This window comes from Acidovorax sp. Root275 (assembly GCF_001428965.1).
GTDB lineage: Bacteria > Pseudomonadota > Gammaproteobacteria > Burkholderiales > Burkholderiaceae_C > Acidovorax > Acidovorax radicis.
This window is the reverse complement of record NZ_LMJH01000001.1, coordinates 804,385-830,411: the sequence shown is the minus strand read 5'-3', so window position 1 is coordinate 830,411 and position 26,027 is coordinate 804,385. Positions and strand designations below refer to the sequence as shown.

Sequence of the window (26,027 nt, the reverse complement as noted above, 5' to 3'; positions counted from 1 at the left end):
GCACTTGACGGACGGCATCTTATCAACGCCAATTGATGCCTGTAATGAATATTTTTACCATCAATTGATATATATATTGATATGTCACATTCTTCCGACACGTATCTCCCCTCCTCTTCCTCCTCCAGCACCACCACGGCGGCAGGGTCGCAGGGCTTGTCGCGCTTTCCCAGCCTGCGCGGGCGCTCGGTGTTCATCACCGGCGGCGGCAGCGGCATTGGCGCCGCCATCGTGGCCGCGTTTGCAGAACAAGGCGCCCGCGTAGCCTTTGTGGACGTGGCCCGCGAGGCCAGCGAGGCCCTGGCGCAGCAACTGGCCGACGCCGGCATGGAGCGCCCCTGGTGGCGCACCTGCGATGTGCGCGATATCGGGGCACTGCAGGCCTGCATTGCCGAGGCCGCCGCCGAGCTGGGCGACTTTTCGGTGCTGGTGAACAACGTGGCCAGCGACGACCGCCACACGCTGGAATCCGTCACGCCCGCCTACTACGACGAGCGCATGGCCATCAACGAACGCCCGGCCTTCTTCGCCATCCAGTCCGTGGTGCCCGGCATGCGCAAGCTGGGCGGCGGCTCGGTGGTCAACCTGGGCTCCACCGGCTGGCAGGGCAAGGGCACGGGCTACCCCTGCTATGCGATCGCCAAGTCTTCGGTGAACGGCCTCACGCGCGGGCTGGCCAAGACGCTGGGGCAGGACCGCATCCGCATCAACACCGTGTCGCCCGGCTGGGTGATGACGGAGCGGCAGATCAAGCTGTGGCTCGATGCGGCGGGGGAGGAAGAGATTGCGCGCAATCAGTGCTTGCCGGACAAGCTGAGGCCGCATGACATTGCGCGGATGGTGCTGTTTTTGGCGTCGGATGATGGGGCGATGTGTACGGCGCAGGAGTTCAAGGTGGATGCGGGGTGGGTTTGAGGTTTTTGAATTGAAATGGGCTGTAGCGCTTGTCTGAATTGCGCTGATAGCTATTGTTTTTGTAGTGTTTGCGGCTTCTCTATCCGGTCGGGCTGAAGTGATCGAAGCCTGAGCACTACCCCACTTATGAGCCTGAGCTTGTTGAAGCCTGAGCTCCACTTCACCCGTTCGGGCTGAGCTTGTCGAAGCCGGGGCACGTGCGCTGGGTTGGTTGCATGCCTGTGCCGAGGGCGGGAGCCGGGGTGTGCGCCCGGCGGCGCAGTAACTTTCTTTTGGGTCGCCAAAAGAAAGTCACCAAAGAAAAGGCGACCCTACAGCCTGCGTCCCCACCCGCCCTGCGTGCGGGCGGGGAAACCTGCGGTGCTCGCGTCCAGCGGGGTCTCGCTCGAACTCGCTTCACTGCGTTGCGCTCAGACAATCGCGAGCCCTGATCCGCTGGCCGCTGCGCTCCTCGGCGCATCCTGAAGGGAACCCGGAAGCGGACATCCGCACGGGCCGTTGCTTCGCTCGGCCCCGAACGCGCGAGCGCTTCGCGCCGCGACCGCGAGGCCGAGCGAAGCAATGGCCCGTGTGGCTGTTCGGCTGCCCAACCCCCTGCTGGCTGCGCCTGCGGCGGGGCGGTTGCGGGGTGAGCATGGGCGTCGGAGCGCCAATGCCTCGTTAACTGACTCGCCGTGGCTGTCCGAGCGGCGCGCGCCAGCGCAAAGCGAGTTCCACGGCGCACCCCGCAACCGCCCCGCCGCAGGTCGCCCCTTCGCAACGCGAAGGGGTCGCAGACTGGGGGTCGCCCTTTCTTTGGTGACTTTCTTTCGGCGACGCGAAAGAAAGTTACTCGCATGCCGGGCGACTCCCGGCCTCCGCCCTCAACACAAGCACGCCTTTCAAACCAGCACGCCTAGGCTTCGACAAGCTCAGCCCGAACGGGTGGAGGGCAGTTCACCTTGGCTTTGACGGGCTCGAACGGCAGGTAAAAACTCAGCCACTACAAAAACAATAGCTACCAGCGATTACCAGACAAGCGCTATAGCCCATTTTTACCTAAACCCCACCCCTCAATCTCCCGCCTCTAACCTCCGCCCATACTGCACCAGACTCGACTGCTTCAACGCCTTCATCATCACCTTCGCAGCCGGCGACAACAGCCTGTCCGACCGCGTGATGATCCCGAACGCGTCCATATGGCACGGCATCTCCAGCGGCAACACGGTCACGATCCCGTGTGCCGCGTAGTAGTGGGACACATCTGCGCCCAGCACCGCGATCATGTCGCTCTGCTGCAGCATCCGCGTGATGAACAACAGCGCCGAGGTCTCCACCGTGTGGATCGGCGGCGCCAGGCCGTCTTGCTGGAACATCAGGTCAAACCGGTGCCGCAGCACGCTGCCCGCGGGCGGCACGATCCAGCTGGCCGACAGCACGTCGCGCAGCGTCAACCCACCCATGCTCGACAACGGGTGGCCCGGGCGCGTGACGGCGCACACCATTTCTTCCGTCAGCGATTCATAGCGCAGGTTGCTCTTGTCGTGCTCGGCAAACAGGCGGCCGATCACGATGTCGAGCTTGCCCTGGTCCAGCCGCTCCAGCAGCACCGGGCTGGTTTCGATATCGAGGGAAATGCGCAGCGTGGGGTGCTCTTGCTTGACCAGGGCCACCGCTGCGGGCAACAGGGTCAGGCCGGGCGACGTGATGGCGCCGATGCCCACCTGGCCATAGTGCCCGGTCTTGAGCGCGCCGATCTCGTCGTGCGCCTGGTTCAGGCTGGCCAGGGCCATGCGGGCGTGGCGGATCATGGTCTCGCCGTACCAGGTGGGCCGCATGCCGCGCGGCAGGCGCTCGAACAGCGGGACCTCCAGCACATCCTCCAGATCCTTGAGCAGCTTGGACGCCGCGGGCTGGGTCATGCTGAGCACCTGGGCCGCGCGGTGGATGTTGCCCTCCTCGGCCAAGGCCACCAACAGGAGCAGTTGGCGCGTCTTGAGGCGGGCGCGGATGAACCAGTGGTTGTAGGTGCTCATGGGGTTTTCCAGAATGCAGGGATAGATATGTATTTTGTCTAAAAAATGATTGGATTGATATCAAAATCATCCATAGACTTCGCCGCAATAGTTACAAAGGCCTCCATGAAGTTCGGCGACATGCAGCAGAACCCCCGGCACCTGATCAATGGCCGCTGGGAGATCGGCACCACCACAGGCGTCAGCACCAATCCTTCGGACACCCGTGAAGTGGTGGCCGAATACGCCCGGGCCGACCGCAACCAGACCGAACTGGCCGTGCGCGCCGCCACGGACGCCCTGCCCTACTGGAGCCAAAGCACGCCACAGCGCCGCGCCGATGTGCTGGACATGATCGGAACCGAGCTGCTGGCCCGCAAGGACGAGCTGGGCATGCTGCTGGCTCGCGAAGAAGGCAAGACCCTGCCCGAAGCCGTGGCCGAAGTTGCCCGCAGCGGGCAGATCTTCAAGTTCTTTGCTGGTGAGGCGCTGCGCATCCCGGGCGAACTGATGGCATCGGTGCGCCAGGGCGTGCAGGTGGACGTGACCCGCGAACCCGTGGGCGTGGTGGGCATCATCGCGCCGTGGAACTTCCCCTTTGCCATCCCGGCCTGGAAGATCGCCCCGGCGCTGGCCTACGGCAACACGGTGGTCTTCAAGCCCGCCGAGCTGGTACCCGCCTGTGGCTGGGCGCTGGCCGAGATCATCAGCCGCAGCGGCCTGCCCGCTGGCGCATTCAACCTCATCATGGGCAGTGGCCGCGAGGTGGGGCAGACGCTGGTGGACCACCCGCTGGTCAACGCGCTGAGCTTCACGGGCTCGGTGGCCACGGGCGACCGCATCCTGCGCGCCGCCAGTCAACGCCGCGCCAAGGTGCAGCTGGAGATGGGGGGCAAGAACCCGCTCATCGTGCTGGCCGACGCCGACATGGACCAGGCCATCGACTGCGCACTGCAGGGCTCGTACTTCTCCACCGGCCAGCGCTGCACGGCATCGAGCCGCCTGATTGTGGAATCCAGCGTGCACGACGCTTTTGTGGCCCGGCTGCGCCAGCGGCTGGTCAGCCTGAAGGTGGGCCACGCGCTGGAGCGTGGCACCGAAATGGGCCCGGTGGTGGACAGCAGCCAGCTGGAGCAGAACCTGGGTTACGTGGAGATTGCTCGCAATGAAGGCGCCGAGCACGTATGGGGCGGCGAGCGCCTGGAGCGCGCCACACCCGGCCACTACATGAGCCCGGCGCTGTTCCTGGCCCGCCCCGAGCACCGCATTGCGCGCGAAGAAGTTTTTGGCCCGGTGGCCTGCGTGCTGCGCGCGGACGACTACGAACACGCGCTGGCCCTGGCCAACGACACGCCGTTTGGCCTGTGTGCAGGCATCTGCACCACATCGCTCAAGCACGCCATGCACTTCAAGCGCCACGCCGTGGTGGGCATGACCATGGTGAACCTGCCCACGGCGGGTGTGGACTTCCACGTGCCCTTTGGCGGCCGCAAGGAGTCGAGCCATGGCCCGCGCGAACAGGGCCGCTACGCTGCCGAGTTCTACACCACCGTCAAGACAGGCTACATGCTGGCCTGAGCCCCAGCCTCTCCCCAGTCACCGATCCCGCAACCCATCGTCAACCAACCATTAAAGACAGGAGACAAGATGATGAAATTGAACCGCCGCACTGTTGCCGCAGCCCTTGCTTGCGCGCCCGTGGCCGCACTGCTCCCCGCAGCTGCATGGGCCCAAAAGCCCATCGTGCTGGGTTTCAGCCAGGTGGGGGCCGAGAGCGAGTGGCGCACCGCCAATACCGAGTCGATCAAGTCCGCCGCCAAGGAGGCCGGGATTGAGTTGAAATTCTCGGACGCCCAGCAAAAGCAGGAAAACCAGATCAAGGCCATCCGCTCGTTCATCGCCCAGAAGGTGGACGTGATTGCGTTCTCGCCGGTAGTCGAGTCGGGCTGGGAGCCCGTGCTGCGCGAAGCTAAGGCCGCCAAGATCCCCGTGGTGCTGACCGACCGTGCGGTGAACACCAAGGACACCTCGCTGTACGTCACCTTCATGGGATCGGACTTTGTGGAAGAAGGCCGCAAGGCCGGCCGCTGGCTGGTTGAGAAGATGAAGGACCAAAAGGGCGAGGTCAACATCGTCGAACTGCAAGGCACCGTGGGCTCCGCCCCCGCCATCGACCGCAAGAAGGGCTTTGAAGAAGTCATCAAGGCCGACCCCAAGTTCAAGATCCTGCGCTCGCAGACCGGCGACTTCACCCGCGCCAAGGGCAAGGAAGTGATGGAAGCCTTCCTGAAGGCCGAGGGCAAGAAGATCAACGTGCTGTACGCGCACAACGACGACATGGCCATCGGCGCGATCCAGGCCATCGAGGAAGCGGGCCTCAAGCCCGCCAAGGACATCACCATCATCTCCATCGATGCGGTCAAGGGCGCCTTCGAAGCCATGATCGCCGGCAAGCTCAACGTGAGCGTGGAGTGCAGCCCCCTGCTGGGCCCGCAACTGATGAGCGCGGTCAAGGACATCAAGGCCGGCAAGGCGGTGCAAAAGCGCATCGTGACCGAAGAAGGCATCTTCCCGATGGAAGTGGCTGCCAAAGAGTTTCCGAACCGGAAGTACTAACAGCCATTGAGCCGCCAGCGCGTGCAGAAGGAAAGCCCACTTCGCTGCCTGGCGGCTCTGGTTGGATGAGCGTCAGTTTCAAAAAAAAACCCTGGCGCGCGCAAGCGCAAAAACACAACAACACCTGGAGACACTTCAATGAAGCGTGCAATTTTCAAGACCGTGCTGGCCACTGTGGCCCTTTCCGCCATGGGCGCATCGCCCCTGCTACTGGCGCAGGACAAGGGCAGCATCGGCATCTCGATGCCCACCAAGTCCTCGTCGCGCTGGATCGCCGACGGCGACAACATGGTCAAGGTGCTCAAGGAGCGCGGCTACAAGACCGATCTGCAGTACGCCGACGACGACATCCCGAACCAGCTCGCACAGATCGAGAACATGATCACCAAGGGCGCCAAGGTGCTGGTGATTGCTTCCATCGACGGCACCACCCTCTCGCGCGTGCTGCAAAGTGCTGCGGACAAGGGCGTCAAGGTCATCGCCTATGACCGCCTGATCAAGGGCTCCAAGAACGTGGACTACTACGCCACGTTCGACAACTTCCAGGTGGGTGTGCTCCAGGCCACTTCCATCGTCGACAAGCTCGGCCTCAAGCAAGGCAAGGGCCCGTTCAACATCGAACTCTTCGGCGGCTCGCCCGACGACAACAACGCCTTCTTCTTCTACGACGGCGCCATGAGCGTGCTGCAACCGTACATCGACAGCGGCAAGCTTGTGGTGCGCAGCAAGCAGACCGGCATGAACAAGGTGGGCACGCTGCGCTGGGATGGCTCGGTGGCCCAGGCGCGCATGGACAACCTGCTGTCAGCCTACTACGGCAAGGACAAGGTCCACGCGGTGCTGTCGCCGTATGACGGTCTGTCCATCGGCATCCTGTCGTCCCTGAAGGGCGTCGGTTACTGCACGGCCCAGCAGCCCTGCCCCGTGGTCAGCGGCCAGGACGCCGAAGTGCCCTCGGTCAAGTCCATCTTGAAGGGCGAGCAGTACTCCACCGTGTTCAAGGACACGCGCGAGCTGGCCAAGGTCGCCGCCAACATGGTGGACGCCACCTTGTCGGGCAAGCAGCCCGAAATCAACGACACCAAGACCTACAACAACGGCGTGAAGGTGGTGCCCTCGTACCTGCTCAAACCCGTGTCGGTGGATGCCTCCAACTGGAACTCCATCCTGGTAGGCAGCGGCTACTACAAGGAATCGCAGGTCAAGTAAGTAGGTAGGTAAGAAGCTCCAAGCCGCTCCCGAAGCGGCGTGGGACTGGCCGCCTGCAAGTGCACCCCACAGGCCTTGCAGGCGGCCGTGCAACAGACGCGACGATGGGCCGATGGCCCGCCAAGAGACTCCGAGACCATGCTTCTTGAAATGCGGAATATCCGCAAAACATTCCCTGGTGTGGTGGCACTGAACCAAGTGAACCTGCGCGTGAAGGCGGGTGAAATCCACGCAATTGTCGGCGAGAACGGCGCGGGCAAGTCCACGCTGATGAAGGTGCTCTCCGGCGTGTACCCGCACGGCAGCTACAGCGGCGAGATCGTCTATGACGGCGAGGAACGCCAGTTCGGCGGCATCCGCGACAGCGAGCACCTGGGTGTGATCATCATCCACCAGGAGCTGGCCCTGGTGCCTCTGCTCTCCATCGCCGAAAACATCTTCCTGGGCAACGAGACCGCGCAGTACGGCGTCATCGACTGGATGGCGGCGCACAGCAAAACGCAAGCACTGCTGCACAAGGTGGGCCTGCGCGAATCGCCCGAAACACTGATCACCCACCTGGGCGTGGGCAAGCAGCAACTGGTGGAGATCGCCAAGGCGCTGTCACGCCAGGTGCGCCTGTTGATCCTGGACGAGCCCACCGCCAGCCTGAACGAAAACGACAGCCAGGCGCTGTTGGATTTGCTGCTGGAGCTCAAGGCCCAGGGAATCACCTGCATCCTGATCTCGCACAAGCTCAACGAGATCTCGCGCGTAGCGGACTCCATCACCGTGTTGCGCGACGGCAGCACCGTCGAGACGATGGACTGCCGCGCAGCGCCCGTGAGCGAAGACCGCGTGATCAAGGCCATGGTCGGCCGCGAGATGGCCGACCGCTACCCCCCGCGCGAGCCGTGCATCGGCGAGACGGTGTTTGAGGTGCGCGACTGGAACGCATACCACCCGCAGCGCCCCGAGCGCGCCTTTATCAAAAACATCAACCTGCAGGTCCGCAAAGGCGAGATCGTGGGCATTGCCGGGCTGATGGGCGCAGGCCGCACCGAGCTGGCCATGAGCATCTTTGGCCGCTCCTGGGGCGAGCGCATCGGTGGCCAGGTGCTGCTGCACGGCCGCCCCATCGACGTGGGCACGGTAGAGAAGGCCGTGGCCCATGGCTTGGCCTACGTGACTGAAGACCGCAAGGGCAACGGGTTGGTGCTGAGCGAAGACATCCAGTTCAATGTGTCGCTGGCCAACCTGGGTGGCGTCTCCACGGCCGCCGTGATCGACAGCGGCCGCGAGCACCGCGTGGCGCAGGACTACCGCGAGAAGCTGCGCATCCGCTGCTCGGGCGTGGACCAGAAAACGCTGAACCTCTCGGGCGGCAACCAGCAAAAAGTGGTGCTGAGCAAATGGCTCTTTACCAACCCCGAGGTGCTGATCCTCGACGAGCCTACGCGCGGCATTGACGTGGGCGCCAAGTACGAGATCTACACCCTCATAGCCCAGCTGGCGGCCGAGGGCAAGTGCGTGATCGTGATCTCTTCAGAAATGCCCGAGCTGCTGGGCATCACCGACCGCCTGTACGTGATGAACGAAGGCCGCTTTGTCGCCGAGATGCCCACCGCCGAGGCAACGCAGGAAAAGATCATGCGCGTCATAGTAAATGCCCCCCCTGAGGCGCTTCGCGCCATCCCCCCCAAGGGGAACGCCGCCCGTGCGGCGGGGCGGCCCTTGCACGGCGGCCCTGGTCTGGGCAGCGCCAGTGTGGACGCATCGAACAGCAACCAGCGCAACGCATAACAACCATGAGCCAGATGACCAATCCCTCCCCCACGGCCTCGGCTGCGCCTGCAATGGGTGCAGCGGCCCGCCCCACCCGTTCGTTGCTGGACCACGCCAAGCACAACCTGCGCGAGTACGGCATGTTGATCACGCTGGTCGCCATCATGGGCTTCTTCCAGTACATGACGGACGGCACGCTGATGCAGCCGCTCAACCTCACCAACCTGGTGCTGCAAAACAGCTACATCGTCATCATGGCGCTGGGCATGCTGCTGGTGATCGTGGCCGGGCACATCGACCTGTCGGTGGGGTCCGTGTGCGGCTTCATCGGCGCGCTGGCCGCGGTGCTGATGGTGCAGTACCAGTGGCACTTCGTGCCCGCCACGCTGGCTTGCCTGCTGTGCGGCGGCCTCATTGGCGCGGTGCAGGGCTGGTTTGTGGCGTTCTCGCGGATTCCTTCGTTCATCGTCACGCTGGCCGGCATGCTGGTGTTCAAGGGTCTGGCGCTGGCGCTGCTGGCCGGGCAATCGGTCGGCCCCTTCCCAGAGGCGTTTCAGATGCTGAGCTCGGGCTTCATGCCCGACCTGTTCAGCGTGGAAGGCATCAAGCTCACGTCGCTGCTGCTGGGCGTGGCCGTGGCCGCAGCGCTGGTGGTGGCAGGCATCCGGGCCCGGGCCAACCGGCTGCGCCACGGTGTGCACGTGGAGCCCACCGCCTTCTTCGTGGCGCGCAACGCAGTATTTGCAGCGCTGCTCATCTACTTCAGCTATCTGCTCGCTTCGTACAAGGGCCTGCCCAACGTGCTCATCGTGATGGCGCTGCTGATCGTGCTGTTCGACTTCATCACCAGCCGCACCACCATCGGCCGGCGCATCTACGCCATGGGCGGCAACGAAAAGGCGGCCAAGCTCTCGGGCATCAAGACCGAACGACTGTCGTTCTATGCCTTCGTCAACATGGGCGTGTTGGCCGCGCTGGCAGGCTTGGTGTTTGCAGCGCGCCTGAACACCGCCACGCCCAAGGCGGGCCTGGGCTTCGAGCTCGATGTCATCGCGGCCTGCTTCATCGGCGGCGCCTCGGCCTCGGGCGGTGTGGGCAAGGTGATGGGTGCTGTCATCGGCGCCTTTGTGATGGGCGTGATGAACAACGGCATGTCGATCCTGGGCATCGGCATCGACTACCAGCAAGTCATCAAGGGCGTGGTGCTGCTGGCTGCCGTGCTGGTCGACGTTTACAACAAGAACAAAGCCTGATCCCATGGACGCGGCCACCGCTCACACCCCTGCCCCCGTGCTCGAACTCGCGGGCATTCACAAGCAGTTTGCGGGCATCCCCGTGCTGCGCGATGTGCAGCTGCGCCTGTACCCCGGCGAGATCCATGCGCTGATGGGGCAGAACGGCGCGGGCAAGTCCACGCTCATCAAGGTGCTCACGGGTGTGATCAAGCCCAGCGGCGGCCAGATGCAACTGGGCGGCGAGCCGGTGTGGCCCGATTCGCCCCTGGCCGCGCAGCGCCTTGGCATCAGCACCGTGTACCAGGAGGTCAACCTCTGCCCCAACCTCTCGGTGGCCGAGAACATCTTTGCAGGCCGCTATCCGCGTTGCGGCATCGCGCAGGGCTTTCGCATCGACTGGGCGCAGATGCACCAGCGCTCGCGCGAGCTGGTGGAGCGCATCGGCCTGTCCATTGATGTGACGCGCCTGCTGTCGGACTACCCCGTGGCCGTGCAGCAGCTGGTGGCCATTGCCCGCGCACTCAGCATCGAAGCGCGCGTGCTGATCCTGGACGAGCCCACCTCCAGCCTGGACGACGACGAGGTGCAAAAACTCTTCGAGGTGCTGCGCCGTCTGCGTGGCGAGGGCTTGTCCATCGTTTTCGTGACGCACTTTTTGAACCAGGTGTATGCCGTGTCGGACCGCATCACCGTGCTGCGCAACGGCAGCTGGGTGGGCGAATGGCCTGTCAAAGACCTGGGGCCCCAAGCCTTGATCGCCGCCATGCTGGGCCGCGACCTGGCCGCACAGGCCGCGCAGACATCGCCGCCGCCCCCGGCGAACGCGTCGGATACCGCGCTGCTGCAAACCGAAGGCCTGGGGCAGACCGGACAGTTGCAACCGCTGGACCTACAGATCCGAGCAGGCGAAGTCGTTGGACTCGCAGGCCTGCTGGGCGCGGGCCGCACCGAACTGGCGCGCCTGCTCTTCGGGCTGGAGCAGCCTGACCGCGGCATGCTGCGCATCGACGGCAAAGCTGTGAGCTTCTCCAACCCCATGGATGCGATTCGCCAGGGCCTGGCCCTGTGCCCCGAAGAGCGCAAGACCGACGGCATCGTCGCCGAACTGTCGGTGCGCGAGAACATTGCGCTGGCGCTGCAGGCGCGCATGGGCGTGGGCAAGTTCCTCTCCCGCGCCGAGCAGACGGCCATTGCCGACCGCTACGTGCAGCTGCTGGGCATCAAGACCGCCAGCGTGGACACCCCCATCGGCCTGCTGTCGGGCGGCAACCAGCAAAAGGCCATCCTCGCGCGCTGGATGGCCATCGAGCCGCGCCTGTTGATCCTGGACGAGCCCACCCGGGGCATCGACGTGGCGGCCAAGCAGGAAATCATGGAGCAGATCCTGCGACTGGCCCAGGCCGGCATGGCCGTGCTGTTCATCTCATCCGAGATGAGCGAGGTGGTGCGCGTATCCCACCGCATCGTCGTGCTCCGCGACCGCCGCAAGGTCGGCGAGCTGCCCGCTGGCAGTACCGAAGACGCCGTCTACGAACTGATCGCCGCTGAACAACATGCTTGAAATAGAGAACACCCCCCTGAGCCGCTTCGCGTCTTCCCCCCGCTCTCGCATCGCTACGCGCTGCGGACAGGGGGACGCAGCCAGCGCGGCGGGGCGGCCCTTGCGCGGCCGCCCTGGCCTAGGCCGCGCCAGTGTCGTGCGCTACGCCATGAATGACTTGTATGTCTGACGAACGCAATACCCCTTCCCCTTTTGCAGCGCTGATGCGCCACCGCCTGGCGTGGCCCATCATCACGCTGCTGCTCCTGCTGGCCGTCAACACGGCCTTCAACGCCAGCTTCTTGCACATCGAATGGCGCGACGGGCACCTGTACGGCAGTCTGATCGACATCCTCAACCGCGCCGCGCCGCTGGTGCTGGTGTCGCTGGGCATGACGATGGTGATCGCCACGCGCGGCATCGATATCTCGGTAGGTGCCGTCGTGGCCATTGCCGCTGCCGTGGCGGCCTGGATGATCGGCGGCTCGGTATCGGGCACAGAAAGCCGCTTTCCGCTGCCCGTGGCCATCCTTGGCGCCCTTGGTGTGGCCCTGCTCTGCGGGTTGTGGAACGGCGTGCTGGTGGCGCGCGTGGGCATGCAACCCATCATTGCCACGCTGATCCTCATGGTGGCTGGCCGGGGCATCGCCCAGCTGATCACCGACGGGCAGATCATCACCATCTACTACACGCCCTACTTCTTCATCGGCGGCGGGTACCTGGCCGGTCTGCCGTTCTCGCTGTTCATCGTGGCGGCCGTGTTTGCCGTGCTGTACCTGGCCGTCACGCGCACGGCGCTGGGCCTGTTCGTGCAGGCGGTGGGCATCAACCCCACGGCGGCGCGCGTGGCGGGCGTGCAGGCGGGCCGCCTGACCGTAGCGGCCTACGTCTTCTGCGGCGTGTGCGCGGGCATCGCGGGGCTGTTGATCAGCTCCAACGTGAAAAGCGCCGACGGCAACAACGCCGGCCAGCTGCTGGAGCTTGACGCCATCCTGGCCGTGACACTGGGCGGCACCGCCCTGACCGGCGGGCGATTCAGCCTAGTCGGCAGCGTGATCGGTGCGCTCATCATCCAGACGCTGACGTACGCCATCTATTCGCTGGGCGTACCGCCCGAGGTCAACCTGGTGGTCAAGGCGGTGGTGGTGTTCATCGTGATGCTGCTGCAGTCGCCAGAGTTCCGCGCGCAGATTGGCGCCATCGCACGCCGCCCGGGCGCAGGAGCCGTGTCATGAGCGCCGTGCCCAAGACTTCTTTCGGCGCTGCCGCCGAGGTGGCGCCTCAGCCGGGCGCAGCGCGCGCCCGGTGGAACCCCAAGTACCTGCCGCTCGCCGCCACCATTTCGCTCTTTGTGGCCATGGCCACGCTGGGCTCGGTGATGTACACCGGTTTCTTCTCGGCCCAGGTGTTCCTCAACCTGCTGATTGACAACGCCTTCCTCATCATCGTGGCGGTGGGCATGACGTTTGTCATCCTGTCGGGTGGCATCGACCTGTCGGTGGGCTCGGTGGTGGCGCTGACCACCATGGTGCTCGCCGCGCTGGTGGAGCACAAAGGCTGGAGCCCGCTGGTGGCCGTGCCGGTCGTGCTGCTGATGGGCACGCTGTTCGGCGCGTTCATGGGCGTCCTGATCGAGCGCTTCAAGCTGCAGCCCTTCATCGTGACGCTGGCCGGCATGTTCCTTGCACGCGGGCTGTGCTACCTCATCAGCATCGACTCGATCAGCATCACCAACGAAGCGTATTCCGAGCTGTCGCAATGGCGGCTGGAGTTGTGGGAAGGCGCTTCGCTGTCCCTCGGCGCGCTGATCGCAATCGCGGTGCTGTTGGCCGCCCTGTTCATCGCGCACTGCACGCCGTTTGGCCGCGCGGTGTATGCCGTGGGCGGCAGCGAGAACTCCGCCGTGCTCATGGGCCTGCCCGTGCGCGCCACGGTCATCGGCGTGTACACGCTCTCGGGCTTTTGCTCTGCCCTGGCGGGCGTGGTGTTTACGTTCTACATGCTCTCGGGCTACGGCCTGCACGCCGTGGGCATGGAGCTCGACGCCATCGCCGCCGTGGTGATCGGCGGCACGTTGCTCACGGGCGGCGTGGGCTATGTGGCCGGCACGCTGTTTGGCGTGCTCATGCTCGGAATCATCCAGACCCTGATCTCGTTCGACGGAACGCTCAGCTCGTGGTGGACGCGCATCGTCGTCGGCGTGCTGCTGTTTGTTTTTTGCCTGCTGCAGCGCCTGCTCACACGCCGCGCCGCCAAGCGGTCCTGACCTTCTTTCCATCATCTCTCTGACCCATCATCACAATGACCACCACCCCGCGCAAACTCCGCTCCACTGCCTGGTTCGGCACGGCCGACAAGAACGGCTTCATGTACCGCAGCTGGATGAAGAACCAGGGCATCCCCGACCATGAATTTGATGGCCGCCCCATCATCGGCATCTGCAACACCTGGTCCGAGCTCACGCCCTGCAACGCCCACTTTCGCAAGATCGCCGAGCATGTCAAGCGCGGCATCTACGAGGCGGGCGGCTTTCCGGTCGAGTTCCCGGTGTTCTCCAACGGCGAATCCAACCTGCGCCCCACGGCCATGCTCACGCGCAATCTGGCCAGCATGGACGTGGAGGAAGCCATTCGCGGCAACCCCATCGATGCGGTGGTGCTGCTGGTGGGCTGCGACAAGACCACGCCCGCGCTGTTGATGGGCGCGGCCAGCTGCGACGTGCCTGCCATCGTGGTCACCGGCGGCCCCATGCTCAACGGCAAGCTCGAAGGCAAGAACATCGGTTCGGGCACGGCCGTGTGGCAGCTGCACGAATCGCTGAAGGCCGGCGAAATCAACGAGCACCAGTTCTTCGCGGCCGAAGCGGGCATGTCCCGCTCCGCCGGCACCTGCAACACCATGGGCACGGCCAGCACCATGGCCTGCATGGCCGAGGCGCTGGGCACCTCGCTGCCGCACAACGCGGCCATCCCGGCCGTGGATTCACGCCGCTATGTGCTGGCCCACATGTCGGGCAAACGCATTGTGGAGATGGCGCACGAAGGCCTGACGCTGTCCAAGATCCTGACCCGCGAAGCTTTCGAGAACGCCATCCGCACCAACGCGGCCATCGGCGGTTCGACCAATGCGGTCATTCACCTCAAGGCCATCGCGGGCCGCATCGGCGTGCAGCTGGACCTGGAGGACTGGACGCGCATCGGCCGCGGCACGCCCACCCTGGTGGACCTGCAGCCCTCCGGCCGCTTCCTGATGGAAGAGTTCTACTACGCTGGCGGCTTGCCTGCCGTGCTCCGCCGACTGGGCGAGAACAACCTGCTGCCCCACCCCAACGCGCTGACCGTCAACGGCAAGAGTTTGTGGGACAACGTGCGCGAGGCGCCCCAGTACAACGACGAGGTCATCCGCACGATCGACAACCCGCTCATCGCCGACGGTGGCATCTGCATCCTGCGCGGCAACCTGTCCCCCCGCGGTGCGGTGCTCAAGCCGTCCGCCGCATCGCCCGAGCTGCTCAAGCACCGCGGCCGCGCTGTGGTGTTCGAGAACCTGGAGCACTACAAGGAGCGCATCGTCGATGAGAACCTGGACATCGACGCCAGCTGCGTGATGGTGATGAAGAACTGCGGCCCCAAGGGCTACCCCGGCATGGCCGAGGTGGGCAACATGGGCCTGCCCCCCAAGCTGCTGCGCCAGGGCGTGAAGGACATGGTGCGCATCTCCGACGCGCGCATGAGCGGTACCGCCTACGGCACCGTCGTGCTGCACGTGGCGCCCGAGGCCGCTGACGGTGGCCCGCTGGCCGCCGTGCGAGATGGTGACTTCATCGAGCTCGACTGCGAACAAGGTCGCTTGCACCTCGACATCAGCGACGAAGAGCTGGCCGCTCGCCTGGATGCGCTGTCCACCACCGACCAGGGTGGCCGCGGTGGTTACCAGCGCCTGTATGTAGACCATGTGCTGCAGGCGGACGAGGGCTGCGACTTCGACTTTCTGGTGGGCTGCCGCGGCTCGGCTGTGCCGCGCCATTCGCACTGATCACGCCCACTTGAAACAAGAACAAGGAGACTCCATGCGGTCCCCCTCCCGACGCACCATTCTCACCGCGGCAGCCGGCAGTGCCTTGTCCGCGCTGGGCGCCACATCTGCCGTGGCCGCTGCACCGGCCTGGCCCTCCAAACCCGTCTCGCTGCTTGTCGGCTACCCGCCCGGCGGCTTGACCGACGCTGGCGCGCGCTTCATCACCAACGGCCTTGCCAGCGCGCTGGGCCAACCGGTGGTGGTGGAGAACAAACCCGGCGCCTCCGGTAACCTGGCAGCGGCCGAGGCCCTGCGCCTGAACGACAGCCACAAGCTGCTGGTGGCCAACACCAGCCTCACCATCAACCCGCACACCTATGCGACACCGTCGCCCAATCCGCTGGACTTCACGCCCATCGGTCTGGTGCTGGAATCACAGCTGGTGCTGTGCGTGCACCCATCCGCACCGGTGAAGACGCTCGAAGACTTCCGTACCTGGGTGCGGGCTGGCGTCAAGGCTGGTGGCTTCAGCTATGCCTCTGCGGGCAGTGGCGGCAACACCCATCTGGCGATGGAGCACCTGCGCGAGCGCGCCGGCCTGCCACCGATGAACCAGGTGCCCTACAAAGGCAGCGCCCCCGCCATCCAGGACGTGGTGGGCAACCAGGTGCCGTGCATCGTGGATGCCGCGTCGCTGCTCATCCCCTTCATTGCATCCGGCCGGCTGCGCGCCATTGTGGTCACTGGTGCCGAGCGCCTTCCCGCGCTGCCCGACGTGCCCACCGCGGCCGAAGCGGGTCTGAAGGACTTCCTCGTGACCGTGTTCGTCGGCCTGTGGGGGCCACCCAGCCTCACCCCGGACATCGTCAGCAAGACCAATGCCGCGCTCAACGCGGCGCTCGCCAACCCGGCGGTCAGCGGCACCGTCACCAAGAACGGTGACATGGTGGGCGGCGGCACACCGGAACGGCTGGCCAAACTGACCCGCGACAACTATCGCCTGTGGGGCGAAATCGCCAAGAAGAACGACATCAAAGCCACCTGACCCATGACATCTACCGCTGCCCTCGCCCGCTACCGCGGCATCTTCCCCGTCGTGCCCACCACCTTCCATGAAGACGGCACCCTCGACATCGACAGCCAGAAGCGCTGCCTCGACTTCATGATCGACGCCGGCGTGGATGGCCTCTGCATCCTGGCCAACTTCTCCGAGCAGTTCTCGCTGTCCGATGCCGAGCGCGAGACACTGACCCGCGTCTCCCTGGAACATGTGGCCGGCCGCGTGCCGGTCATCGTCACCACCACCCACTACGGCACCCGGGTCTGCGCCGAGCGCAGCCGCGCCGCACAGGACATGGGCGCCGCTATGGTGATGGTGATGCCGCCCTACCACGGTGCCACCTTTCGCGTGCCCGAAGCGCAGATCTATGAGTTCTACGCCCGTGTGTCCGATGCGATCAGCATCCCGATCATGGTGCAGGACGCCCCCGCCAGCGGCACCGTGCTGTCGGCCCCGTTCCTCGCCCGCATGGCGCAGGAGATCGAGCACCTGGCTTACTTCAAGATCGAAGTGCCGGGTGCCGCCAGCAAGCTGCGCGAGCTGATCCGCCTGGGCGGCGCGGCCATCGAAGGCCCGTGGGATGGCGAAGAGGCCATCACCCTGCTGGCCGACCTGGATGCGGGTGCCACCGGCGCGATGACGGGCGGCGCCTTCCCCGATGGCATTCGCCCCATCATTGAGGCCCACCGCCAGGGCGATATGGACCAGGCCTTTGCGCTCTACCAGCGCTGGCTGCCGCTCATCAACCACGAGAACCGTCAGGGCGGCATCCTGACGGCCAAGGCCTTGATGAAGGAAGGCGGCGTGATTGCCTGCGAGGCGGGGCGCCACCCCTTCCCGGCCATGCACCCCGAGGTTCGCCGGGGCCTCATTGACATCGCGCGCCGGCTGGACCCGCTGGTGCTGCGCTGGGGCAAATAAGCACGCCATGGCAGATATCACCGCCAACCTCGCTGGCACCCACCTGGTGGCCCTGGACTGGGGCACCAGCTCGCTGCGCGCCTTCCGCCTGGGTGCCAGCGGGCAGGTGCTGGAGCAACGCAGCCGCCCCTGGGGCATCATGAATCTGCCGCCGGCTCCCGCGGACCAAACTGGCGCAGAGCCCGGGGCAGCCTTCGAGCGTGCACTGCAAGACACTTGCGGCGACTGGCTGGCCACCCTGCCCTCGGTGCCCCTGCTGGCCTGTGGCATGGTCGGCAGCGCCCAGGGCTGGCGCGAAGCCAAATACCTCGACGCACCCACCTCGCTCGACGACCTGGCGCGCGGGCTGACGGTGGTGGGCCGTGGCAGTGCCACACCCCTGCACATCGTGCCCGGGCTGCTGCAGCGCACGGGCCTGCCCAACGTGATGCGCGGAGAAGAAACGCAGGTGCTGGGCGTGCTAGGCGATGCCGCGTTGGTGGGCCAAGGCCCGTTGCTGGTAGGCCTGCCCGGAACACACAGCAAGTGGGTGGTGGCGCAAAAGGATGGCACCCGGTGCAGCATCCAGCGGTTCCACACCTTCATGACAGGCGAAGTGTTTGCCGCACTGCGCGGGCACACCATCCTGGGCAAGACCATGCAGCCGCCAGCCGAGCCCGACGACGCCGGATTCGCTCAGGGCTTGCAGGTGGCGCGCGGCAGCGATGCCGACCTGGGCCTGCTGTCGCACATCTTCAGCACCCGCACGCTGGGCCTCACGGGCGCGCTGCCCGCCGCCGCGCAGGCGGACTACCTCTCGGGCATCCTCATCGGCCATGAGATCGCAGGCTTGGCACGCGTGCACCCGCCCACGAGCGCCGCGCCGCACCAGCTGGTGCTGTGTGGCGAGCCCGATCTGTGCCGCAGATACACGCTCGCGCTGCAAGCCTACGGATTTGCGCCGCCCACCATTGCGGCGCAGGCCACCGTCACCGGCCTGTGGCAGATCGCGCAGGCCGCCGGGCTGGTGACGACAGCCACCCACGCGCAGCCCACCCCATCCACCAGGAGCCTCGCCGCATGAACCCGATCGACAAGAATCTGTACAAGACCATGCAGCAGTGCGGCCTGATCGCCATCCTGCGTGGCGTGCGGCCGCACGAAGTCGCGGCCATTGGCCACGCGCTGTACGACGCGGGTTTTCGCATCATCGAGGTGCCGCTCAACTCCCCCGAGCCGCTGGCCAGCATCCGTGCGCTGCGAGACGCGTTGCCTGCCGACTGCCTAATCGGCGCGGGCACCGTGCTGTCGGCCGAGGCGTGTGCCGATGTACAGGCCGCTGGCGGGCAGATCATCGTCATGCCCCACAGCGACCCCACTGTGATCCGCGCCGCGCGCGCTGCCGGCATGGCCTGCGCACCCGGCGTGGCCACGCTGACCGAAGCCTATGCCGCGCTGGCCGCTGGCGCCAACATGCTCAAGCTCTTCCCGGCCGAGGCCCTGCCACCGCATGTGCTCAAGGCCTGGCGCGCCGTCATCACCCCGCCCATGGCCCTGGTGCCGGTGGGCGGCATCGCACCCGAAAACATTGCCACCTATGCCGCAGCAGGCGCCAGCGGTTTCGGCTTGGGCTCGGCCCTGTACCGCCCTGGCGACAGCGCCACCGACGTGGCCGGCAAGGCCGCCGCGTTTGTGGCCGCATGGCACACCTCCTACGGCGCGGCACGCGCTGCAGCGGCCGCCACCGCACCCGGCCAGGCCACCGCCAGCGCCTAGTCCAGTTCTTTTTCTTCAACGTCCTCTCTCGCCCCCTTCCCCCGCCCTCCCATGAAGATCACCCGACTGACCACGTTCATCGTTCCCCCGCGCTGGTGCTTTCTGAAAATCGAAACCGACGAAGGCATCGTCGGCTGGGGCGAACCCATCCTGGAAGGCCGCGCGCAGACCGTTGCTGCCGCAGTTGAAGAGCTGGGCGACTACCTCATTGGCAAGGATCCGCGCCACATCGAGGACCACTGGACGGTGCTGTACCGCGGCGGCTTCTACCGCGGCGGCGGCGTGCACATGAGCGCGCTGGCCGGCATTGACCAGGCGCTGTGGGACATCAAGGGCAAGGCCCTGGGCGTGCCCGTGTCCGAACTGCTGGGCGGCAACGTGCGCGACCGCATTCGCGTGTACAGCTGGATCGGCGGCGACCGCCCCAGCGAAACCGCGCAGCAAGCCCGCGACGCCGTGGCCCGCGGCTTTACTGCCGTCAAGATGAACGGCACCGAAGAAATGCAGTTTGTGGACACCTTCGACAAGGTGGAGCGCTGCCTGCAAAACGTGGCCGCCGTGCGCGAGGCAGTGGGCCCGAACGTGGGCATCGGCGTAGATTTTCACGGCCGCGTGCACCGCCCCATGGCCAAGGTGCTGATCAAGGAACTGGAGCCCTACAAGCTCATGTTCATTGAAGAGCCCGTTCTCAGCGAGCACGAAGAGGCCCTGAAGGAGATCGCCCGCATCTCGTCCACCCCCATCGCCCTGGGTGAGCGCCTGTACTCGCGCTGGGACTTCAAGCGCGTGCTGCAGGAGGGGTATGCCGACATCATCCAGCCCGACCCCTCGCACTCCGGCGGCATCACCGAAACCCGCAAGATCGCCACCATGGCCGAGGCCTACGACGTGGCCCTGGCACTGCACTGCCCCCTGGGCCCCATCGCGCTGGCCGCCAATTTGCAGCTGGACGCGGTCTGCTACAACGCCTTCATCCAGGAGCAAAGCCTGGGCATCCACTACAACCAGGACAACGACCTGATGGACTACGTGTCCAACCCGGAAGTGTTCAAGTACGAGGACGGGATGGTGGCCATCCCGAGCGGGCCGGGTTTGGGGATTGAGGTCAACGAGGAGTACGTGCGGGAGCGCGCGCAGCAGGGGCACCGGTGGAGGAATCCGGTGTGGCGGCATCGGGACGGGAGTTTTGCGGAGTGGTGAGGGTGTTTGGGGTGCTGCGCCGCGTCTACATCCGGCCAGGGGCATCAACACGTCCATGCGGAGCTCAATTCACCCGTCTCAAGCACACTGAGGACCGCAGCGGCGGCGCCCTCATCGGCAGGATGGCTGCGCCAGGCTGAATGCTGCCGCTTCACTTCGGCAAGCCCGTGACCATAAACCCTTGATACCGAACATTGCCAACAGTCCGAAGAACCTGTCCACGATCTTCTGACGGACGGTGTCAAAAAAATGCAAGGTGGATCCATTGCAGGCAGGCGTTGGGTAGCCTCTGGCAGTTCTTCCACAGCCGTTTTTCTTCTACATCCATACAAAACCACGCTCCACGTCCCGGAGCTTGCGCACCACCTTGGACGCATGTAGCTCGCTGCGCCAGGTACTACGCAGCAGTAGATTGATTTGAACAATCTCCGACTACTGGTGTAGCTGGCTTACGCCTTATTTTCTACTGCCTACCGCCTGCCTCTAGGAGCTAGAAAACGGGTGCCAGGACCAAGTGGTCAGACTGTCGAGAAATACAGATTCAAGAATTTGGACGGTACTTCTGCAGATCGCAAATGTCATCGCATCGACAGTCATGAGCGGTATCAATGCCTAGCATTCCGGCATGAGCAGTTCGTACACGCCTCCAACAAGGTCCACAGGCCGTTTGCACGTTCAAGCGCTCGGCACCACACTCCAAAGTAGCGAGGCGGTGGACTGGGCCATCGTATCGCGGCGCAGCATTCGCGCTTTCATGCCTACGCAGGTCCCCCGCGAAGAGGTTCATGCCATCCTGGACGTAGCGCGCCACGCAGCCTCAGGCATGAACACCCAGCCCTGGCGCGTGCATGTGCTAACGGGCAGCGCCAAGGAACGGCTGAGTTCAGCCATCGCTACGGCGGACAACGATGGGGAAGCGTCCACGGAACTCACAGAGCCCTACCACTATTACCCACTCGAATGGGTATCACCTTATGTGGATCGACGCCGCAAAGTGGGCTGGGACCTGTATGGCCTGCTTGGCATTGCCAAGGGTGACAAGGCGCGCATGCACGCGCAACACGGCCGCAACTATCGTTTCTTTGATGCGCCGGTAGGGCTGATCTTCACGGTGGACCGTGTCATGCAGGCCGGCAGCCTCATGGACTACGGCATGTTCCTTCAGAGCGTGATGGTGGCAGCCCGTGCACGCGGGCTTGATACCTGCCCTCAGGTAGCGTTCACCAAGTTTCACCAGATCATCCATGCCGAGCTGGGCATACCCGACACCCACATGGTGGTCTGCGGCATGAGCTTGGGCCATGCCGACCCAGCCCGCATCGAGAACACGTTGGTGACCGAGCGCGAGAGCGTCGAATCCTTCACCACCTACCACGAATAGCAGCTATGGAGACAACAGCATGACCCCCACTACGGCAAGCAGCCCATCCCGCAGTCCCTACCAGAACGGCCTGGAACGTACACCCGCCAACCACCTGCCGCTCACGCCTCTCGGTTTCCTGGACCGCAGCGCACTGGTCCACCCTGAGGGAATTGCAGTGGTGCATGCGGGTACCAAGCAAACCTGGGCGCTAACGCGCGATCGTGCCTACCGCCTAGCCAGTGCACTCGCACAGCGCGGCGTGCGGCGCGGCGACACCGTGGCCATCCTGGCGCCCAACACGCCCGCCATGCTGGAGGCGCACCTGGGCATCCCCCTGTGCGGCGCGGTCATTAACGCCATCAATTGCCGGCTCGATGCCGAGGGCATCGCCTTCATCCTGCAGCACGGCGAGGCGCGCATCCTGTTGGTGGACAGCGAATTCGCAGCGCTGGCAGACAAGGCCGTTGCGGGCCTGGACCAGCCGCCGCTGGTGGTCGCCGTCCACGATGCGGGCCTGCCCGCGCAGCCGGCCTTCGGTGCAATGGACTACGAAGCCCTGCTGGCCGAAGGCGACCCGGCCTTCGAAGGCCTGTGGCCCGAGGATGAGTGGGACCCCATCGCGCTGAACTACACGTCGGGCACCACGGGCGACCCCAAGGGCGTGGTGCCCAGCCACCGCGGCACTTACCTCATGAGCCTGCTGCAGATGACAGACTGGGCCATGCCGCGTCGCCCGGTGTACCTGTGGACGCTGCCCATGTTCCACGCCAACGGCTGGTGCTTCACCTGGGCCATCACGGCGGCGGCGGGCACGCACGTGTGCCTGCGCAAGGTCACGGCCAAGGCCATCTTCGAGGCCATTGCCGAGCATGGTGTGGACCATTTCTGTGCCGCGCCCACGGTGTTGGCCATGCTGGCCAATGCACCGGCGCACGAGCGCATCGCGCTGCCGCGCCCGGTGCGCGTGCTCACAGCGGGCTCGCCACCGCCCGCAGCCATCCTGCAGGCGATTGCGGCCATGGGTTTCGACGTGGACCATGTGTACGGCATCACCGAGGTCTCGGGCACACCCGTGAGCTGCGTGCACCAGCCGGTCTGGGCCACCTTGCCCGAAGCCGGGCGCGCGCAGTTGCAGGCGCGCCAGGGCGTGCGCGCCGCCGCGCTGGAACACCTGCGCGTGCTCCACCCCGACACCCTGCAGTCCGTGCCGGCCGATGGCGTGACGGCTGGTGAAATCATGCTGCGCGGCAATACTGTGATGAAGGGCTACCTCAAGAACCCCGGCGCCACGGCCAAGGCCTTTGCGGGCGGCTGGTTCCACACCGGCGACATCGCAGTGCTGCACCCTGATGGCTATGTGCAGATCACTGACCGCTCCAAGGACGTGATCATCTCGGGCGGCGAGAACATCTCCTCGGTGGAGGTAGAGGACGTGCTGCACCGCCACCCCGCCGTGCTGCTGGCCGCCGTGGTGGCGCAGCCCGACGAGCGGTGGGGCGAGGTGCCCTGCGCCTTCGTGGAGCTCAAGCCCGATGCGGTGGGCACGGTCAGCGCCGACGAACTGATCGCGTTTTGCCGCGAGCATCTGGCGCGCTTCAAGTGCCCGCGCCGGATCGTATTCGAGGTCTTGCCCAAGACCGCCACCGGCAAGATCCAGAAGTTCCGCCTGCGCGAGATCGCGGGCAGCCGCGAGGCCATCACAAAGCTGGCGCAGGTTCAGGCCGAGCCTGCAGGCTGAGCATTCAGCCTTCGCGGGCAATCGACTGCAGTACCTTCAGGTCGATCACCTCGATCGACCCATAGCCCAGGCGAATGGCGCCCCGGTCCTGCAGCTCCTGCAGCGCCCGGTTGGCCACCTGGCGCGACACGCCCGACAGGCGCCCCAGCTCTTCCTGCGACAGCGTGATGCGCCGGGCAGTGTTGGGGAACAGCGCATCGTTGAACAGCCCCGACAGGCTGTAGGCCACCTGCGCCGTGGTGTCACCCAGCCGGTCGGTCTGCACCTGCGCCACGTAGTGGGCCAGGCGCGCGTTGAGCTGCCCGATCAGCCACAGCGCAAACGGATGGCTCTCGTGCAGTAGCCGCAAAAACTCGCTGCGAGGCAGCAGCGCCACCACGCTGTCGGTCAGCGCCGTCACCGCATAGGGCCGGGGCTCATCCTTGAGCACCGAGCCCTCGCCGAACCATGCGCCCGATGGCACGCCTGCGAACGTGCTGATCCGACCTTCTTCGGTAATGTTGTCGAGCTTGAGCATGCCCTCCATCACGCCGGCCCAATGCGCAGGGGGCATACCGCGTGCAAATACGGCGCTGCCAGCAGCAAAGCTGCGCACCGTGATGGCACTGCGCACGCGTTTAGCTTCTTCGCCGGTCAGAGAGGACATCCAGGACGACTGGGAAAGAAACGAGTCAAGCGGGTCTGGAGTCATGTTTATTCAAGCGCACGGTGCTTCGCGCAGATTTTGCGAGAGATCACGGCTTGTGCCAATGGGGGCGATGCCTGCCGCGGGCAAAGGGAGATAAGCACCGGTCCGTCAGACTACCCATAACGGCGACCCAACCAGCGAAACCACACTCAAACGAAATGCTGCTTCAGGCTGGCTGCGGGCACTCGCTTCGTCTTTACGAGTGCGTACCATTGGCCAGAAGCCGCCTGTTGCGGCTAACGAAAGGGGCGCAACAGACAAAGTATGAGGCCCGCAGCATGCGGGCCTGCTTGACTGCTGGGGTTAGACAGTCCGCTGGGCGCGAACAAAGCCGCCGAACAAGCCAGACAAGGTGGCAACGACAAAGTAAATAGCCGCGCTCCAGGTCAGAACAGACGTGCTCGCTGGGTTAAGAGCCATGACGAAGAAAAAAGATGTGCTTAGGACTCCCGCTATGAGGCCCTGAATGAGGTCACGTCCTTTTCCGTAAAGTGCGGACACATAGCCACCGAAAACAGTGGCAATTGCGAGAGTAGCGAGTGATAAAAGCTCAACTGTTGATGTGAGTCCGCGTCCCATTTGCGCATACGCTTGCTCAGGGGAAAACCCTTTAGCTAGGTGCAGCCAGAGATATGCGTTTGCGACGACCGTTCCAAGAAAAGCAGACCCGCCAATGGCTGCCGCGCTTCCCACCAATGCAGACCACCAGTTGACCTTAGTGTTTGGCGAGAAAGCTTGATTTGTGGGTGACTGCATTCGGAATCTCTACATGATGTAACCCGCAGCGTCTGCGGAATGAACCGGATCGTGCGGGATATTCTGGACACTGCTCCTCCTGGAAGTGGTTTGCAACTTAGGTGTGCAAGCACAGGGATGTTCAACGTCCAAGTCGAAATTCCGCGAGACCTAGCAAGAGCAACTGGGCAAACTATAGCTTGCGAGCAGGCAAGGGCCTGGCTTTCAATCGGCATATTTTCGGACAGCGAGCAAGCCGGGTTATGACAAATGCCAGTTTTGGGGTAATGCTGTCCACCGGCTGCTCAGGGCCCAATGCTGCAGCACAGTCAGCCGAACCATAAGGCTGCCCCAACCACGGACATTGCTTCTCGGAGTGAACATGAGTTTGTCTATTTTGTTGCGGTGCTTTGACATCGAGCAGACGAGGAACTCCTACGAATCTGTGCTTGGTTTCAGCACGGCATCAACTGCCGGCAGCACGATCACCGTCTCAAAGAATGGAGCCCGCCTCATTTTCACGGACCGAGATTTGTGGCGCACGCATCCCATCATTTCAGGGACGATTTACCTCACCGTTGCGGATGTGGACCGGTATTTTTCTGCCTTCAAAGACAAGACGTCCGTTGCCTAGCCTCTACAGGATATGCCCTATGGAAGCAGAGAATTTTCCGTCGCCGATTGCAACGGGTATCTGCTTGCGTTCCAACAGGCTCTGGGCGGGCAGTAGGCCGCAATTTCACTACGGGCCCGTTGCAGCCGCTGCAATGACTGTGGCTATTGACCAGTAGGCGCCGTCCAAGCGCTAGCGGCAACGGATGCTTAATCTACTGGGGAGCGGGGATATTTTGGTACGTTCGCCGCAATGATGGGCTACGCGAAGCCAGAGCGCCAAGGCTAAAGCACGTTGCTATACCAACCACTGCACACAGCGACCCGAGAGCCACCCAAGAAAAGGATTTGGAGATGAGGATGTGGGCTTGCCAACTCATCAACGCGATCAGCAGAGCCGCGCAAACTTTAAGCTTATGTGAGGGCGCGAGCAACACTGCGGCACAGACAAGAAGTATCGAAACTGCAGCGTAGCTAATCGACCAGATCGAAATTGATACGGGTGGAAAAGCACATAGTCCGGGCGATGAGCGCCACCACCCGTCTGGACAGACAAAACTCCCCCAAAGCGTGACCTGATAAAAAATCAGCATCTTGCCGACAGTGACAATGCCAAAGCACAAAATTGTCAAAGCCAACCAACGAATGGCTGCGATAGCGCTGAG

21 protein-coding genes are annotated in these 26,027 nt (G+C 64.5%); 18 read left to right on the top strand and 3 right to left on the bottom strand.

Translation table 11 applies throughout. The features are described from left to right. The first annotated feature begins 81 nt into the window (after window positions 1-81). A complete protein-coding gene (locus tag ASE52_RS03820; RefSeq protein ID WP_057223926.1) occupies window positions 82-915 on the top strand; it encodes an SDR family oxidoreductase in 834 nt (277 codons plus the stop codon). A gap of 1,052 nt (window positions 916-1,967) precedes the next feature. Here the strand turns inward: ASE52_RS03820 and ASE52_RS03815 are convergent. After that, window positions 1,968-2,930 carry a LysR family transcriptional regulator gene (locus ASE52_RS03815; RefSeq protein ID WP_057223924.1) on the bottom strand — a complete coding sequence of 321 codons (963 nt, stop codon included), beginning with the start codon at window positions 2,928-2,930 and terminating at the stop codon, window positions 1,968-1,970. 105 nt (window positions 2,931-3,035) lie between these two features. On the opposite strand from ASE52_RS03815, the gene ASE52_RS03810 reads away from it, so the two are divergent. The 16 genes from ASE52_RS03810 to ASE52_RS03735 all read left to right on the top strand — a co-directional run bounded on the left by ASE52_RS03810 (window position 3,036) and on the right by ASE52_RS03735 (window position 23,327). Continuing rightward, the gene (locus ASE52_RS03810) at window positions 3,036-4,487 is read left to right on the top strand and encodes an aldehyde dehydrogenase family protein (protein ID WP_057223922.1); all 1,452 of its coding nucleotides are present in this window, start codon (window positions 3,036-3,038) and stop codon (window positions 4,485-4,487) included. Between the two features lie 72 nt (window positions 4,488-4,559). Then, on the top strand, window positions 4,560-5,525 hold the full coding sequence (locus ASE52_RS03805) for an ABC transporter substrate-binding protein (protein ID WP_010461392.1): 966 nt from the start codon (window positions 4,560-4,562) through the stop codon (window positions 5,523-5,525). Window positions 5,526-5,663: 138 nt separating this feature from the next. Further along, window positions 5,664-6,734 carry a multiple monosaccharide ABC transporter substrate-binding protein gene (gene chvE / locus ASE52_RS03800; RefSeq protein ID WP_010461390.1) on the top strand — a complete coding sequence of 357 codons (1,071 nt, stop codon included), beginning with the start codon at window positions 5,664-5,666 and terminating at the stop codon, window positions 6,732-6,734. Window positions 6,735-6,872: 138 nt separating this feature from the next. Next, on the top strand, window positions 6,873-8,516 hold the full coding sequence (gene mmsA / locus ASE52_RS03795) for a multiple monosaccharide ABC transporter ATP-binding protein (RefSeq protein WP_057223919.1): 1,644 nt from the start codon (window positions 6,873-6,875) through the stop codon (window positions 8,514-8,516). Between the two features lie 5 nt (window positions 8,517-8,521). After that, entirely contained in the window at window positions 8,522-9,751 is a 1,230-nt protein-coding gene (gene mmsB, locus ASE52_RS03790; RefSeq protein WP_057223917.1) for a multiple monosaccharide ABC transporter permease, read from the top strand. A 4-nt stretch (window positions 9,752-9,755) separates the two neighbouring features. Next, window positions 9,756-11,294 (top strand): sugar ABC transporter ATP-binding protein, encoded by a 1,539-nt coding sequence (locus tag ASE52_RS03785; protein WP_057223915.1) that lies wholly within the window; start codon window positions 9,756-9,758, stop codon window positions 11,292-11,294. Between the two features lie 161 nt (window positions 11,295-11,455). Further along, entirely contained in the window at window positions 11,456-12,508 is a 1,053-nt protein-coding gene (locus tag ASE52_RS03780; protein WP_010461382.1) for an ABC transporter permease, read from the top strand. Further along, window positions 12,505-13,539, top strand: a complete 1,035-nt coding sequence (gene yjfF / locus ASE52_RS03775; RefSeq protein WP_057223913.1) for a galactofuranose ABC transporter, permease protein YjfF — start codon at window positions 12,505-12,507, stop codon at window positions 13,537-13,539. The genes ASE52_RS03780 and yjfF overlap by 4 nt, the downstream gene beginning before the upstream one ends. 35 nt (window positions 13,540-13,574) lie before the next feature. Next, window positions 13,575-15,308, top strand: coding sequence for an IlvD/Edd family dehydratase (locus ASE52_RS03770; protein ID WP_057223911.1), 1,734 nt, complete (start codon window positions 13,575-13,577; stop codon window positions 15,306-15,308). A gap of 34 nt (window positions 15,309-15,342) precedes the next feature. Then, a complete protein-coding gene (locus ASE52_RS03765; protein WP_057223908.1) occupies window positions 15,343-16,335 on the top strand; it encodes a tripartite tricarboxylate transporter substrate binding protein in 993 nt (330 codons plus the stop codon). Window positions 16,336-16,338: 3 nt separating this feature from the next. Next, on the top strand, window positions 16,339-17,271 hold the full coding sequence (locus ASE52_RS03760) for a dihydrodipicolinate synthase family protein (protein ID WP_057223906.1): 933 nt from the start codon (window positions 16,339-16,341) through the stop codon (window positions 17,269-17,271). Between the two features lie 7 nt (window positions 17,272-17,278). After that, window positions 17,279-18,334, top strand: a complete 1,056-nt coding sequence (locus ASE52_RS03755) for a 2-dehydro-3-deoxygalactonokinase (RefSeq protein WP_057223904.1) — start codon at window positions 17,279-17,281, stop codon at window positions 18,332-18,334. After that, window positions 18,331-19,026, top strand: a complete 696-nt coding sequence (locus ASE52_RS03750; RefSeq protein ID WP_057223902.1) for a 2-dehydro-3-deoxy-6-phosphogalactonate aldolase — start codon at window positions 18,331-18,333, stop codon at window positions 19,024-19,026. The genes ASE52_RS03755 and ASE52_RS03750 overlap by 4 nt, the downstream gene beginning before the upstream one ends. 51 nt (window positions 19,027-19,077) lie before the next feature. Next, window positions 19,078-20,226, top strand: a complete 1,149-nt coding sequence (gene dgoD, locus ASE52_RS03745; protein WP_057223900.1) for a galactonate dehydratase — start codon at window positions 19,078-19,080, stop codon at window positions 20,224-20,226. 625 nt (window positions 20,227-20,851) lie between these two features. Beyond that, the gene (locus ASE52_RS03740; protein ID WP_241776913.1) at window positions 20,852-21,607 is read left to right on the top strand and encodes a nitroreductase; all 756 of its coding nucleotides are present in this window, start codon (window positions 20,852-20,854) and stop codon (window positions 21,605-21,607) included. A 19-nt stretch (window positions 21,608-21,626) separates the two neighbouring features. Next, a complete protein-coding gene (locus ASE52_RS03735; protein WP_057223896.1) occupies window positions 21,627-23,327 on the top strand; it encodes an acyl-CoA synthetase in 1,701 nt (566 codons plus the stop codon). A 4-nt stretch (window positions 23,328-23,331) separates the two neighbouring features. Here the strand turns inward: ASE52_RS03735 and ASE52_RS03730 are convergent, their stop codons facing one another. Beyond that, window positions 23,332-23,973: a Crp/Fnr family transcriptional regulator gene (locus tag ASE52_RS03730; protein ID WP_198928056.1), complete on the bottom strand. Its 642-nt coding sequence runs from the start codon at window positions 23,971-23,973 to the stop codon at window positions 23,332-23,334. A 345-nt stretch (window positions 23,974-24,318) separates the two neighbouring features. Beyond that, window positions 24,319-24,771: a YrzE family protein gene (locus tag ASE52_RS25455; RefSeq protein WP_140426127.1), complete on the bottom strand. Its 453-nt coding sequence runs from the start codon at window positions 24,769-24,771 to the stop codon at window positions 24,319-24,321. 361 nt (window positions 24,772-25,132) lie between these two features. Between ASE52_RS25455 and ASE52_RS03725 the strand changes: the two genes are divergently transcribed. Further along, window positions 25,133-25,384 carry a bleomycin resistance family protein gene (locus ASE52_RS03725; RefSeq protein WP_241776912.1) on the top strand — a complete coding sequence of 84 codons (252 nt, stop codon included), beginning with the start codon at window positions 25,133-25,135 and terminating at the stop codon, window positions 25,382-25,384. The last annotated feature ends 643 nt before the right edge of the window (window positions 25,385-26,027 follow it).

Bases quoted from the DNA above. Each gene is read 5' to 3' on its own strand.
- ASE52_RS03820 (WP_057223926.1), top strand. From the start codon at position 82: ATGTCACATTCTTCCGACACGTATCTCCCCTCCTCTTCCTCCTCCAGC.
- ASE52_RS03815 (WP_057223924.1), bottom strand. From the start codon at position 2,930: ATGAGCACCTACAACCACTGGTTCATCCGCGCCCGCCTCAAGACGCGC.
- ASE52_RS03810 (WP_057223922.1), top strand. From the start codon at position 3,036: ATGAAGTTCGGCGACATGCAGCAGAACCCCCGGCACCTGATCAATGGC.
- ASE52_RS03805 (WP_010461392.1), top strand. From the start codon at position 4,560: ATGAAATTGAACCGCCGCACTGTTGCCGCAGCCCTTGCTTGCGCGCCC.
- chvE (WP_010461390.1), top strand. From the start codon at position 5,664: ATGAAGCGTGCAATTTTCAAGACCGTGCTGGCCACTGTGGCCCTTTCC.
- mmsA (WP_057223919.1), top strand. From the start codon at position 6,873: ATGCTTCTTGAAATGCGGAATATCCGCAAAACATTCCCTGGTGTGGTG.
- mmsB (WP_057223917.1), top strand. From the start codon at position 8,522: ATGAGCCAGATGACCAATCCCTCCCCCACGGCCTCGGCTGCGCCTGCA.
- ASE52_RS03785 (WP_057223915.1), top strand. From the start codon at position 9,756: ATGGACGCGGCCACCGCTCACACCCCTGCCCCCGTGCTCGAACTCGCG.
- ASE52_RS03780 (WP_010461382.1), top strand. From the start codon at position 11,456: ATGTCTGACGAACGCAATACCCCTTCCCCTTTTGCAGCGCTGATGCGC.
- yjfF (WP_057223913.1), top strand. From the start codon at position 12,505: ATGAGCGCCGTGCCCAAGACTTCTTTCGGCGCTGCCGCCGAGGTGGCG.
- ASE52_RS03770 (WP_057223911.1), top strand. From the start codon at position 13,575: ATGACCACCACCCCGCGCAAACTCCGCTCCACTGCCTGGTTCGGCACG.
- ASE52_RS03765 (WP_057223908.1), top strand. From the start codon at position 15,343: ATGCGGTCCCCCTCCCGACGCACCATTCTCACCGCGGCAGCCGGCAGT.
- ASE52_RS03760 (WP_057223906.1), top strand. From the start codon at position 16,339: ATGACATCTACCGCTGCCCTCGCCCGCTACCGCGGCATCTTCCCCGTC.
- ASE52_RS03755 (WP_057223904.1), top strand. From the start codon at position 17,279: ATGGCAGATATCACCGCCAACCTCGCTGGCACCCACCTGGTGGCCCTG.
- ASE52_RS03750 (WP_057223902.1), top strand. From the start codon at position 18,331: ATGAACCCGATCGACAAGAATCTGTACAAGACCATGCAGCAGTGCGGC.
- dgoD (WP_057223900.1), top strand. From the start codon at position 19,078: ATGAAGATCACCCGACTGACCACGTTCATCGTTCCCCCGCGCTGGTGC.
- ASE52_RS03740 (WP_241776913.1), top strand. From the start codon at position 20,852: ATGAGCAGTTCGTACACGCCTCCAACAAGGTCCACAGGCCGTTTGCAC.
- ASE52_RS03735 (WP_057223896.1), top strand. From the start codon at position 21,627: ATGACCCCCACTACGGCAAGCAGCCCATCCCGCAGTCCCTACCAGAAC.
- ASE52_RS03730 (WP_198928056.1), bottom strand. From the start codon at position 23,973: ATGTCCTCTCTGACCGGCGAAGAAGCTAAACGCGTGCGCAGTGCCATC.
- ASE52_RS25455 (WP_140426127.1), bottom strand. From the start codon at position 24,771: ATGCAGTCACCCACAAATCAAGCTTTCTCGCCAAACACTAAGGTCAAC.
- ASE52_RS03725 (WP_241776912.1), top strand. From the start codon at position 25,133: ATGAGTTTGTCTATTTTGTTGCGGTGCTTTGACATCGAGCAGACGAGG.